The organism is Mycobacterium sp., from assembly GCF_035506235.1.
In the GTDB taxonomy this organism is placed as follows: Bacteria; Actinomycetota; Actinomycetes; order Mycobacteriales; family Mycobacteriaceae; genus Mycobacterium.
The window spans coordinates 23,567-35,239 of sequence record NZ_DATJPU010000182.1 but is presented as its reverse complement, the minus strand read 5'-3'; the positions used below and the strand labels follow the sequence as shown (position 1 = coordinate 35,239).

Annotated in this window: 11 protein-coding genes; 4 read left to right on the top strand and 7 right to left on the bottom strand. The window is 70.1% G+C overall.

Going from position 1 to position 11,673, the window contains the following annotated elements; translation table 11 throughout:
- Positions 1-107 precede the first annotated feature (107 nt).
- Positions 108-965: an aldose epimerase family protein gene (locus VMD50_RS17430; RefSeq protein WP_325429001.1), complete on the bottom strand. Its 858-nt coding sequence runs from the start codon at positions 963-965 to the stop codon at positions 108-110.
- Positions 966-1,283: 318 nt separating this feature from the next.
- Here VMD50_RS17430 and groES point away from each other — a divergent pair, with 318 nt between their 5' ends.
- The gene (gene groES / locus VMD50_RS17425) at positions 1,284-1,592 is read left to right on the top strand and encodes a co-chaperone GroES (protein ID WP_325428999.1); all 309 of its coding nucleotides are present in this window, start codon (positions 1,284-1,286) and stop codon (positions 1,590-1,592) included.
- Between the two features lie 45 nt (positions 1,593-1,637).
- Positions 1,638-3,263: a chaperonin GroEL gene (groL, locus tag VMD50_RS17420; protein WP_325428997.1), complete on the top strand. Its 1,626-nt coding sequence runs from the start codon at positions 1,638-1,640 to the stop codon at positions 3,261-3,263.
- Positions 3,264-3,349: 86 nt separating this feature from the next.
- Here the strand turns inward: groL and VMD50_RS17415 are convergent, their stop codons facing one another.
- The 3 genes from VMD50_RS17415 to VMD50_RS17405 are packed head-to-tail and all read right to left on the bottom strand — an operon-like array spanning position 3,350 to position 6,978.
- The gene (locus tag VMD50_RS17415) at positions 3,350-3,781 is read right to left on the bottom strand and encodes a pyridoxamine 5'-phosphate oxidase family protein (RefSeq protein WP_325428995.1); all 432 of its coding nucleotides are present in this window, start codon (positions 3,779-3,781) and stop codon (positions 3,350-3,352) included.
- Positions 3,782-3,799: 18 nt separating this feature from the next.
- Complete coding sequence (locus tag VMD50_RS17410) at positions 3,800-5,209, bottom strand: PPE family protein (RefSeq protein WP_325428993.1); 1,410 nt, start codon at positions 5,207-5,209, stop codon at positions 3,800-3,802.
- A gap of 38 nt (positions 5,210-5,247) precedes the next feature.
- Positions 5,248-6,978 (bottom strand): N-acyl-D-amino-acid deacylase family protein, encoded by a 1,731-nt coding sequence (locus VMD50_RS17405; protein WP_325428991.1) that lies wholly within the window; start codon positions 6,976-6,978, stop codon positions 5,248-5,250.
- Positions 6,979-7,113: 135 nt separating this feature from the next.
- Between VMD50_RS17405 and VMD50_RS17400 the strand changes: the two genes are divergently transcribed.
- Entirely contained in the window at positions 7,114-7,626 is a 513-nt protein-coding gene (locus VMD50_RS17400; protein WP_325428989.1) for a mycothiol transferase, read from the top strand.
- Positions 7,627-7,636: 10 nt separating this feature from the next.
- The gene (locus VMD50_RS17395; protein WP_325428987.1) at positions 7,637-8,488 is read left to right on the top strand and encodes a hypothetical protein; all 852 of its coding nucleotides are present in this window, start codon (positions 7,637-7,639) and stop codon (positions 8,486-8,488) included.
- Here VMD50_RS17395 and VMD50_RS17390 read toward each other — a convergent pair.
- The 3 genes from VMD50_RS17390 to VMD50_RS17380 form a co-directional block, all read right to left on the bottom strand.
- Positions 8,485-9,183, bottom strand: a complete 699-nt coding sequence (locus tag VMD50_RS17390; RefSeq protein WP_325428985.1) for an anti-sigma factor — start codon at positions 9,181-9,183, stop codon at positions 8,485-8,487. The two genes, VMD50_RS17395 and VMD50_RS17390, sit on opposite strands and share 4 nt — an antisense overlap.
- On the bottom strand, positions 9,180-9,743 hold the full coding sequence (locus tag VMD50_RS17385; RefSeq protein WP_325428983.1) for a sigma-70 family RNA polymerase sigma factor: 564 nt from the start codon (positions 9,741-9,743) through the stop codon (positions 9,180-9,182). Before VMD50_RS17385 ends, VMD50_RS17390 begins: the two co-directional genes overlap by 4 nt.
- Before the next feature lie 220 nt (positions 9,744-9,963).
- Positions 9,964-11,649: a cytochrome c biogenesis protein DipZ gene (locus tag VMD50_RS17380; RefSeq protein ID WP_325428981.1), complete on the bottom strand. Its 1,686-nt coding sequence runs from the start codon at positions 11,647-11,649 to the stop codon at positions 9,964-9,966.
- Positions 11,650-11,673 lie beyond the last annotated feature (24 nt).

Below are 11,673 nucleotides of genomic sequence, written 5' to 3'. Positions count from 1 at the left end.
AGCGGAGGCGCGCGGGGTGGGGGAGCAGCGGCTCGACGCGTTCGGCGACGCGCTCGTCGCCGCCTATGACGCGACCTTCCCGCGGGCGCTCCCGCGCTGAGCCCGGGTCAGCCCCAGGCGATCTCGAAGGTCGCGGCCAAGGGCCGGCCGGGCCGGGCGACCGGCGGCTCGCCGAGCAGGCCGCCGTTGAGCCCGTCGGGGAGGCCGGTCACGGGCTCCACGCAGACGCCGTCGGGATGCGCCGTGTAGACGACCCACGCCTGCGCCTCGGGCGCGTGGAGCGAGAGCGTCGGGCCGCCCGGCCAGCGGACCACCGGCGGCGCCACGAGGTTGAGCAGCACGTCGTCGACCGGCACCGCCGACGGGGCGCCGACGACGCCGGTCGGGAGCCCGTGCGCGTCGAGCTCGGCCCGGTACGCCGGGTGCACCGCCACCTCGACCACGCCGCTCCGCTCCGACGGCGCGTCCGTCCGCTCGGCCTGCCGGCGGAACCACGGGTGCCAGCCCAGGATCCCGGGCATCGGCTCGCGGTCCGCGTGGAGCTCGAGGCGCAGGCGGAGCCGCCTCGGCGAGAGGTCGACGATGTGGACCACGCGGCCGGCGAACGGCCAGTCGCCGCCGAGGCCGGCCTCGAGGCGGGCCCGCGTCGCGGTCGCCTCGGTGACCTCGAACGGAGCCCCGACGAGCGTCCCGTGGATCGCGTGGGGCCCCTCGTCGGGCGGCATCCGCCAGGAGCGGCCGGACCAGTGGACCTGCCCGAGGCGCAGGCGGCCCACCCAGGGCGCCATCACGAACGCGCCCCACTCGCGGTCGGTCCAGCCGTCCCGGCGGAGCAGGTCCCAGCCGTCGACCTCGAGCGCCGCGACGCGCCCGCCGACGAGCGGCGCCACCTCGACCGCCGCCCGCCCCGCCTCGAGGCGGAGCCGGTCGGTGCGCGGTTCGGCGTTCACGGGGTCGAGAGCCATGGACGGGATGCTGCCACACGCGCCATCGTGCGGGCGGCCCTGCCGCGGGGGGCGGAACCCGACGGTTGACAGCGCTGGCCCGAGTCCGCTAGATTGTTGGCACTCTCGGAGGGAGAGTGCTAAAGCAGGCGGCGACGCAGGCCTTGAACGTCGTCCGGAGGCGCCCCGCGGGGTGCCGGACGGCAGGACCGGCCCAGGCCCGCGACCCGCGGCGGCACTCACGCCGGGGCGCGGTCCGGCCGCTCGAACCGGCGGACCCGACCGCAGCCGTCATCCAGGCCATTGGCGGCCGCGCAGCCGCCAGAGGAGGAAAGCACCTTGGCAAGCGCCTCTTCCATGAAGCTCCGCCCGCTCGGCGATCGAGTCGTCGTCCAGCCCACCCCTCGGGAGGAGATGACGAAGTCCGGGATCGTCCTGCCGGACACCGCGAAGGAGAAGCCCCAGGAGGGCCTCGTGATCGCCGCCGGGCCGGGCAAGGTGCTCGACGACGGCTCGCGCGAGGCGATGGACGTCGCCGTCGGCAACAAGGTCCTGTACGCGAAGTACGCCGGGACCGAGTTCAAGGTCGATGGCGAGGACCTGCTCATCGTCAGCCAGAAAGACATCCTCGCGATCGTCGAGGACTGACGTCGGGGCCCGTGCCCTGATCGTCGACCCCGGAGGGAACAAGACTTGGCCAAGCAGCTCATCTTCGACGAAACCGCTCGTCGCTCGCTCAAGCGGGGCATCGACCGCCTCGCCGACGCGGTCCGCGTGACGATCGGCCCCAAGGGCCGCAACGTCGTACTGGAGAAGAAGTGGGGCGCCCCCACGATCACCAACGATGGTGTGTCCATCGCCAAGGAGATCGAGCTGGAGGACCCGTACGAGAAGATCGGCGCCGAGCTGGTCAAGGAAGTCGCCAAGAAGACCGACGACGTCGCCGGTGACGGCACGACGACGGCCACGGTGCTTGCCCAGGCGCTGGTCAAGGAGGGCCTGCGTAACGTCGCGGCCGGTGCCAACCCGCTGGGTCTGAAGCGCGGCATCGAGAAGGCCGTCGAGAAGATCACTGAGACCCTGCTGAAGTCGGCCAAGGACGTCGAGACCAAGGAGCAGATCGCGGCCACCGCGGCCATCTCCGCGGGCGACCAGTCGATCGGCGACCTGATCGCCGAGGCGATGGACAAGGTCGGCAACGAGGGCGTCATCACCGTCGAGGAGTCCAACACCTTCGGCCTGCAGCTCGAGCTCACCGAGGGCATGCGGTTCGACAAGGGCTACATCTCGGGCTACTTCGTCACCGACGCCGAGCGTCAGGAAGCGGTCCTCGAGGACCCCTACATCCTGCTGGTCAGCTCCAAGGTGTCGACGGTCAAGGACCTGCTGCCGCTGCTGGAGAAGGTCATTCAGGCCGGTAAGCCGCTGCTGATCATCGCCGAGGACGTCGAGGGCGAGGCGCTGTCGACCCTGGTCGTCAACAAGATCCGCGGCACGTTCAAGTCGGTGGCCGTCAAGGCCCCCGGCTTCGGCGACCGCCGCAAGGCGATGCTGCAGGACATGGCGATCCTCACCGGCGGCCAGGTGATCAGCGAGGAGGTCGGCCTGTCGCTGGAGAGCGCCGACGTCGCCCTGCTCGGTAAGGCCCGCAAGGTCGTCGTCACCAAGGACGAGACCACCATCGTCGAGGGCGCCGGTGACCCCGACGCCATCGCCGGGCGGGTGGCCCAGATCCGCCAGGAGATCGAGAACAGCGACTCCGACTACGACCGCGAGAAGCTGCAGGAGCGCCTGGCCAAGCTGGCCGGCGGTGTTGCGGTGATCAAGGCCGGCGCCGCCACCGAGGTCGAGCTCAAGGAGCGCAAGCACCGCATCGAGGACGCGGTGCGCAACGCCAAGGCGGCCGTCGAGGAGGGCATCGTCGCCGGTGGCGGCGTGGCCCTGCTGCAGTCGGCACCGGCCCTGGAGGAGCTCAAGCTCACCGGCGACGAGGCCACCGGAGCCAACATCGTGCGCGTTGCGCTGGAGGCTCCGCTGAAGCAGATCGCCTTCAACTCCGGGCTGGAGCCCGGCGTTGTCGCCGAGAAGGTCCGCAACTCGAAGGCCGGCACCGGCCTGAACGCCGCCACCGGTGAGTACGAGGACCTGCTCAAGGCCGGCGTTGCCGACCCGGTGAAGGTGACCCGTTCGGCGCTGCAGAACGCGGCGTCCATCGCGGGGCTGTTCCTGACCACCGAGGCCGTCGTGGCCGACAAGCCGGAGAAGGCGGCCGCTCCCGCGGGCGACCCGACCGGCGGCATGGGCGGCATGGACTTCTAAGTCCAACGGCGGAAAAAGTCGCAATCACGAGAAAGCCCGGTCCCCTTGGGGCCGGGCTTTTTCGTGCGCGGACCGCCGGCGGAATCCTAGGCCGGCAGCGAGAACACCACGCAGTCGTGCAGGCAACCTTTGGCCGCGCCGGGGGAGTCGGCCTCGCGATGCAGCAGCGCGCGGGTGGGCACGACGCCCAACCGGACGGTCTCGTCGGCTGGATTTTCGGGGCCGGTGACTTCGGCGCTGCCGTCGACGATCAGCGAGTATCCGCCCGGCTCGGTCGGCGGCCACAGCAGCGTGACGTCGCGGCGACGGGCAAGATTGTTCCGCGTGCGGCCGCCGATGACGCCGACATCGAGGATCGCGCCCGGGCCGTCCGGGCCTTTCGTAAGGTCGCGCAACCGCGGCTCGACGGTCACGGTGTGCGCGCGATAGTCGTCGTCGACGGTGATCAGATACGCGAACGGATAGTCGGTGAGGGCCTCGGCCAGCCGCTTGACGTCCACCCTCTTCTTCGTGCGCATGCTTCTCAGGATAGGCGGCTAGTCGGGCGACACCGGCTCCCCGATGCCCGGGTCGGGCGTGCCGGGCGGGCGGTCGCCCTTGTTGAAGAAGCTCGAGTTGGGTATGCCCGACTCTCGGCCGGTCAGGTTGCGCACACCCTCCTCGGTCCCGCTGGCCGGGAAGAAGGCCGCGGGGGATGTGGTGGTTCGCAGGGCCGGCGGGGTGGGGGTGGGGCCACCTGCCGGGCCGGCGACGGCGTTCGCTGCGCCCGATTGGAGGCTGCCGGCAAGTGCGCTCGTGTCCGCAGGGCCGGCGACGGCGGCGCTGGCCGGGTTGAGCAATGCCGCGTTCGACAGGCCCGCGTTGAGCCCGCCGGTGGCCGCGGCCGAGTTGAGGAGGCCCGAGCTGAGGTTGGCCGCGCCGACGCTGCCAGTCATGTAACTGCCGGAGTTGAGCATGCCGGTGTCTTGGCCGCTGTGGCCGGCCATGCCGTTGTCCATGAAAAAGCCCGTGTTCGCGCTGCCGCTGTTGAAAAAGCCCGCGTTGACCGACCCCGAGTTCAACAGGCCGGTGTTGGACGTGCCTGCGTTCCCGATGCCCATGTTTCCGGTGCCGGAGTTGAAGAAGCCGATGTTATTGCTGCCGGAGTTGAAGAAGCCGATGTTTCCGGTACCGGAATTGAAGCCGCCGATACCGATCTGATTGCTGCCGGTCAGCCCTATCCCGAAGTCGTTGCTGCCGCTGTTGCCAAGGCCGAAGTTGTTATTACCTAAATTACCCAGGCCAAAGTTGTTGTTCCCGGAATTTCCGGATCCGACATTTAAGTTGCCGCTGTTTCCAAAACCCACGTTTGAATTTCCCAGCGAAAGGCTGAGTGGACCGAATCCGAATTTGCCGTTGTTGAAGCTGAAACCCAACTTCTGCAGCACCTGCTGCCAGGGCGCCAATTGGGCGGCCGCCATGGACGCGTCGGCGTGGTAACCGAACATCGCCGCCACGTCGGATGCCCACATCGCCTCGTACGCCGCCTCGGTGTCCATGATCGCGGGGGCGTTGAGTCCGAACCAGTTCGTGGACGCCAACGCCTGCACCAGGGCACGATTCGCGGCCACCACCGCGGGCTGGACCGTGGCCGCCAGAGCCGACTCGAACGCGGCCGCGATGGCCGCGGCCTGGCTCGATGCCGCCTCGGCCTGGGCGGCGGCGGCGCTGAGCCAGCTCACGTACTGAGTTGCGACGGCCATCATCGCCGCCGCCGACGCGCCCTGCCACGAACCATTGGCCAAATCGGACGTCACCGAAAAGAACGACGACGCCGACGACGCCAGGTCTTCGGCCAACCCGTCCCACGCTTCGGCCGCAGCAAGCAGCGGCGCCGCACCCGGCCCGGCGAAAATTAGTGCCGAGTTGATTTCGGGCGGCAACCACGCAAAATGCGGGCTCGTCACTGTCCCAACTTAACCGGGAAGGCCTGCCCTTCGTGGCGTTATCGACCAGGTACAGGCATGGGCTTTCGGCCGCGGACCAACTTGCCTGGGCGAGCGTCGGTCGGAACGCCATTTTCAGCAATTATCTCGCCGGAAACGATCGTTGTCACGTATCCGTCGGCGGTCTGATCCAGACGTCGACCCCCGGCGGGGAGGTCATGACGGATCACCGGCTTGTGCAGCCGCAGGGCGGCGTGGTCGATGACGTTGAGGTCGGCCTTGTACCCGACGGCGATGCGGCCCCGGTCGGCCAGCCCGGCGACCCGGGCCGGCGCGGAGGTGAGTTCGCGCACGGCCTCGGCCACGGTGAACCTTCCGGAGCTGCGATCGCGCGCCCAATGCGCCAGGAAGTACGTCGTGTAGCTGGCGTCGCAGATCATGCCGTAATGGGCGCCGCCGTCGCCGAGGCCGAGCACCACGTCGTCGCGGTGCAGCAACTTCCCGACGGTGTCCAGCGAGTTGTTCGCGAGGTTGCTGGTGGCGACCAACAGCATGGCGCGGCCTTCGTCGTCGAGCAGCCGGTCGTAGGCCTCCTCCATCGGATCCACCCCGCGGGCCCGGGCGCGGGCCCCGATGCTGGTCGACGGGTCGGGCTCGTAGTTCGGCTCGTCGCCCAGCGGGTAGATCCAGTCCCACATCTGCGCCACGTACAGGATCGGGTGACCGACGCCGGGCTTGTCGGCCAGGATGCTGGCGCGGACCTCGGGCTTGCGCATCTCGGCCACCCGCTCGGCCAGCGGCAGGTGGGCGATCTCGCGGTAGCTGGGGTACAGCACGAACGGGTTGGCGGACAGCTGCAGCCCGATGATCAGCCCGATCGGGCGCGGCAGCAGCTGCGCGGTGATGTCGCCGCCCGCCGCGTTGGCCTTCTCGATCATCGTGATGGCGTCCTCCCACGTCGGGTCGCCGGCGTTGGCGACGACGAGGGTGAAGGTGACCGGCAGGTGCAAGTCCTCGGCCACGTCGAACACCGTTTGCAGCACGGGCTGGTAGCCGCCGGCGGGAATGTCCGGCACGAATTGCAGCAGCCCGCCGCCGGCGTCGACGACGCCTTTGGCGATCTCTTCGATCTCCTCGCGGGCGGCGTCGTAACTCGGTATCGGCGAACCGCTTTCGGTCTTGTGGATCGTCAACCGCGACGACGCGAAGCCCAGCGCGCCGACCTCGATCGCCTCCTTGGCCAGCGCCCGCATCTGGGCCAGGTCCTCGGCGGTGGCCGGCTCGCGGTCGGCGCCGCGCCGGCCCATCACGTACACCCGCAGCGGCGAGTGCGGAAGGTACGCGGCCACGTCGATGTCGCGTTTGCCCGCATCCAGCGCGTCCATGTACTCGGGGAAGGTTTCCCAGGTCCACGGCAGGCCATCGGTCATGACGACGCCGGGGATGTCCTCGACACCGGCCATCACGTCGACCAGCACGTCGTGGTCGGATTGCCGGCACGGGGCGAAGCCGACCCCGCAGTTGCCCATCACCACCGTGGTCACGCCGTGCGCCGACGACGGGGTCAGCCGATCCGACCAGATGGACTGGCCATCGTAGTGGGTGTGCAGGTCGACGAAGCCGGGCGTGACCAGCAGCCCGGTGGCGTCGACCTCGCGCCGGGCGCCCTCCCCGTTAACGAAACCCACCTCTGCGATGACGCCGTGCCGCACCGCGACGTCGCCGACGTACGGCTCACCGCCCAGCCCGTCGACGATGGTGCCGTTGCGGATGACGAGGTCGTAGGTCATCTAACTAATCTACGACCGCGTCGGTGGGTCATGCCAGGATCTTTTCCGAGCGCGGGGCTTTCGTCCGCGACCCCGACGGCGATAACGCCAAAGCGGTGTGGCACGGGGCTTTCGGGGGCCCGTAGTGTCGCTGGTATGGCCAACGCTGACGCCGCCGCTCAGGAACTGCTTCGCGACGCGTTCACCCGGTTGATCGAACACGTCGACGCGCTCGCCGACGGGCTGACCGAGGAGATGTCGGTCTACCGCCCCACCCCGAACGCCAACAGCATCGCCTGGCTGATCTGGCACAGCGCGCGGGTGCAGGACATTCAGCTGGCGCAGGTGGCCGGTGTCGAGCAGGTGTGGACCCGCGATGGCTGGGTGGACCGGTTCGGGTTGGACCTGCCGCGCAACGACACGGGGTACGGGCACGGCCCCGACGAGGTCGCGAAGGTGAAGGCGCCCGTCGAGCTGCTGTCCGGCTACTACCACGCGGTGCACAAGCTGACCCTCGAGTACATCGCCAGCGTGACCGCCGAAGAGCTGGGCCGCGTCGTCGACACCAATTGGGACCCGCCGGTGACGGCCGGCGCGCGGCTGGTCAGCATCATCGACGACTGCGCCCAGCACCTCGGCCAGGCCGCTTATGTGCGGGGGATTCAGTAGGTTCTGAGGCGTGCGATTCGCTGCGGGCGTGGCGTTGTGGCTGGCCGCCACACTCGCGCTGGCCGTAGCGATCCCCGCGGCGTGGACCCAGCGCAATGTCGTCAGCGAGGGCGGGTACGCCGCGCTGGCACAGCGGGCCGCGGGCGACCCCGCCCTGCAGTCGGCCATGGCCACCGAACTCACCACCCGGGCGATGGCGCTCATCGCGCACGGCGGCGGACGCTACCCCGTGGACAGCGCCGAGGTGCACGCCGTCGCCGGCGCCTTCACGGCGGGGCGGGAATTCCCGCCGCTGTTCGCCCAGGCGAACCGGGCGGCGCACGCCTGGCTGTTCACCGACCCGCGGTCGGGACAGAACGGGAATCAATGGGTCATCGACGTGGCCCCGATGCTCAAGGACGCCTCGTTCCGGCAGGTGTTGAGCGCCCACAACGTCCGGGTGCCCCCGGATCTGACGGTTCCGCTCACGGTGTCGATGCCTTCGTCGCTACGGCAGGGCAAGCTGAGCCGGCTGGCGACGTGGAGCCCCTGGGTCAGCATCGGCGCGGCGGCCCTGAGCGGTCTTTTCGCGCTGCTGACGCTGGCCGCCGCGCGCCGCCGCGGCAAGGCCCTGAGCAGCCTCGGGGTCTCGGCGCTGCTCGTCGGCGCGGCGGGATGGGCGGGCATCGAGGCGGGCCGCCGCTACGTCAACGACGCGCTCAACCGCACCACCGGGGACATCCGCCAGATCGCCGAGGTGATGGTCGCCCACGCCGAGGCCGGCCTGCGCCACTGGCTCGACCTGACGCTGGTCGCCGGCGCCGCGGTGGTCGGGCTGGGCGTGCTCGTCGCCATTGTGGGTGGCCTCAGGAACGCGGCTTAACTCAGGGGCAGCTCGGCCAGCATCGGGCTGGTCGGCTGCGGCGACCCGTTGCCGGGTTCGACGGTGAACGCGAGCTCCGTCGAGGCGCCCAGGTTGGTCAGCGTCGCCTTCGTCGACGGCGACACCGCCGCGGCGCCCATCGTCCCCGCCGAGGTCGGCCCGTTGGCCCCGATCAGCCACATCTGATACACAGTGCCCGGCGACGGGGGCGGCACGTTGTTCATCACCAGCACCCCCGCGTTGCGGTCGCGGGAGAACATCACCGTGGCGGTCCCGTTGGCCAGCGGACGCGAGACCGTCCGCACGTCCGGGGCGGTCAGAACCTGTTCGGCGACCGTCGATTTCGCGGGCGCACGCATCAGCACGCCGACGCCGAACGCCGCGGCGCCCACCACCACCGCCGCCGCCGCGGATGCCACAATCGTTCTGCGCCAACCCATCTGGCGCACGTTGCCCGGATTTACCGCGGACAGCGTGGCCGCCCGCAGGTGCGCCGGCGGTTCGGCCACGGTCGCCGCCGACACGGCCGCCATCGTCTCGCGGACGGCGCGGACCTCGTCGTTGAAGGCCGCCGCCACCGGCGCCGGCGCGCCGGCGACCCGCCGGTCGATCTCGGCGCGTTCGGCGTCAGACACGGCATGCAGGGCATACGGCGTGGCGAGCTCGAGCAGTTCGAAATCGGTCGGTTCGGTCATGGCGCGTCCAGACAGTTACGCAGGCCGCGCAGCGCGTCGCGGATGCGCGACTTGATCGTCGACAGATTGGCGGCCAGCCGCTGGGACACCTCGCTGTACGTCAGCCCCTGGTAGTACGCCAGCTCGATGCACTGCCGCTGCGCATCGCTCAGCCCCTCCAGGCATTGGGTCACCCGGCGACGCTCGTCGCCGGCGATCGCCGAGTCGGCTACGACATCTGCCGGTGGGTCGGCGCTGGCCGCGCCGTAGCGGGATTCCCGCCTGCTGCCTGCCTGCTCGGCGCGCACCCGGTCGACGGCCCGCCGGTGCGCCATGGTCAACAGCCAGGCCAGGGCCGACCCCCTGGCCGGGTCGTACTGCGACGCCGTGCGCCACACCTCGAGATAGACCTCCTGGGTGGTTTCCTCGCTGTAGCCCGGGTCACGCACCACCCGGGCCACCAGTCCGTACACCCGGGCTTTGGTGAGGTCGTAGATCGCGGCGAAGGCGGCGTCGTCCCCGCGCGCGACCTCGCGCAGCAGGGTGCCCAGCTCGTTGCCCGGCGGTGGCGATCCGCTCATCGACCGGTAGCCTAGCGCCCGTCATCAAGACGCCGATCGGGGCGGCCGGGACAAGAAAAACGCTGTCGATTCGGGGTATCCGTCGAAGCCGGGCCGGCCGGCCGTCAACTTCTCGAGCCAGCCGCGCGCCCCTGAGGGTGAGCAACCCCACAGGGCGGCGTCGATCACCGCAATGCGCGTCCACAATGAGTCATTCGGGGCCGACGACGTCATGGACTGCTCAGCCGAATGTGAACGAAAACACCTGCAGGCCCTTGCCGACCTGCATGTCGAGCTGATCGCGGTGCGCGGTCTCCCCGGCGTTGCTGCCCGCGACCCGATGCAGGGTGGGAGGGCCGCCGATGGCCGTGGCGGTCGTCTGGCCGCCCCGGGTCACCGTGATGGTGCCGGTGCCGCCGACGACGACGTAGACGTCCTTGCCGGTGTAGTTCAGCCGGATGGCGGCGTCGTCACCGTCGGCGGTGGCGCCCTGGTCGTCCACGGTCCACCGGCCGCGTAGGGCGAACCGGTCGTCGGGCAGCGTCGCCGGATAGGCGAATGTGGCGGTGCCGGCCCGGTATTCGCCGTCGCCTCCGTAGTTGACGGCCTTGCCCGCGCCCAGGTAGGTCTCGGGGGTGAGCCTGGTGTGCGGGGTGGCGTCGACGCTGCCGCTCGCGCCGGGCAGCGTGGCGTTCGGGTTGGCGTCGGCCAGCAGTCGGCGAATCAGCCTTTCGGTGCCGTCGTAGTCGCCCTCGCCGAACTTGGTGTGGCGCACCGCCCCCTGCGCATCGATGAGGTACTCGGCGGGCCAATACAGGTTCTGGTAGCTGTTCCACGTCGCGTAGTCGTTGTCCAGCGCGACGGGGTAGCCGATGTGTAGCGCGGCGGCGCCACTTGCCACGTTGCCGGGAACCCGCTCGAAGGCGTACTCGGGGGTGTGCACGCCGATGGCGACGAAACCGTCGTCGCGATAGCGGCCGTACCAATCGACCACATGCGGGATCGCGCGCTGGCAGTTGATGCAGGAGTACGCCCAGAAGTCGATCAGTACCACCTTGCCGCGCAGGGACGCCAGGTCGATCGGGGCGCCGCCAGGGGTGTTGAGCCACTGGGTGATTCCGGTGACGGCGGGCGCCGGCCCGCACTGCTGCAGCCGGTCTGCGCCGTCGATACAGTCGGCCAGTTGGCCCTGGGACGTGGCGTTGGCATCGAGCTTGCGCCGGACGGCCTGGATGTCGGCGGCGCCTATGCCCCTTTGCATCGCCGCCGTGTAGTCGGGGACCGCGCGCTGCAGGACGGCGGGCACGTTGAAAACCAGCGCCACCGCCAGCAGGATCATCGCGATGCCGCCGGCGACCTGAATCCCGCGCTGCCGACGGCGGAATGCCGCGACGCGCTCGGAGATGCGCCGCCCGGCCAGGGCGAAAACCAGCAGCGGCAGGGCGGCACCGAGCGCGAACGCCGCGGTCAGCAACAGGATGGGTGGGCCGATGCGCGCGGTCCCGCCGGCCACCACGATGGCGGCCAGCACCGGTCCCGCACACGGCACGTACAGCGCGCCCAGCGTCAGGCCGAGCCCGAAACCCGTCTTGTTCGAGCCGATTTCACGTTGCGGGATGCGGGCGAACGGCCGCTCGATCAGGTGCTGCAGGGGCGGGAAGATCAGTCCGAGGCCGATGAGGGCCAACGTCACCAGGGCGGCCCAACGGATCGCGTCCTGCGGCAGGTGCAGCGCCGACAGCAGGGCCGAACCGGCCAGGGTGACCACGCTGAAGCTGCAGACCAGGCCGGCGATCACCAGATACGGCCGGGCCGCGCGGGTGCTGTTCAAGCCGGAGAAGAACACCACCGGAAGGACCGGCAGGATGCACGGCGAGACCCCGGTGACCAGGCCCCCGAGGAAGCCGATGAGCGCGATCGTTGCCATAGCAGCTATTCGGAGCCGGCCGGC

Coding starts and splice junctions, on each gene's coding strand:
- VMD50_RS17430 (WP_325429001.1), bottom strand. CDS start 965: ATGGCTCTCGACCCCGTGAACGCCGAACCGCGCACCGACCGGCTCCGC.
- VMD50_RS17415 (WP_325428995.1), bottom strand. CDS start 3,781: ATGCGCACGAAGAAGAGGGTGGACGTCAAGCGGCTGGCCGAGGCCCTC.
- VMD50_RS17405 (WP_325428991.1), bottom strand. CDS start 6,978: ATGACCTACGACCTCGTCATCCGCAACGGCACCATCGTCGACGGGCTG.
- VMD50_RS17400 (WP_325428989.1), top strand. CDS start 7,114: ATGGCCAACGCTGACGCCGCCGCTCAGGAACTGCTTCGCGACGCGTTC.
- VMD50_RS17390 (WP_325428985.1), bottom strand. CDS start 9,183: ATGACCGAACCGACCGATTTCGAACTGCTCGAGCTCGCCACGCCGTAT.
- VMD50_RS17385 (WP_325428983.1), bottom strand. CDS start 9,743: ATGAGCGGATCGCCACCGCCGGGCAACGAGCTGGGCACCCTGCTGCGC.
- VMD50_RS17380 (WP_325428981.1), bottom strand. CDS start 11,649: ATGGCAACGATCGCGCTCATCGGCTTCCTCGGGGGCCTGGTCACCGGG.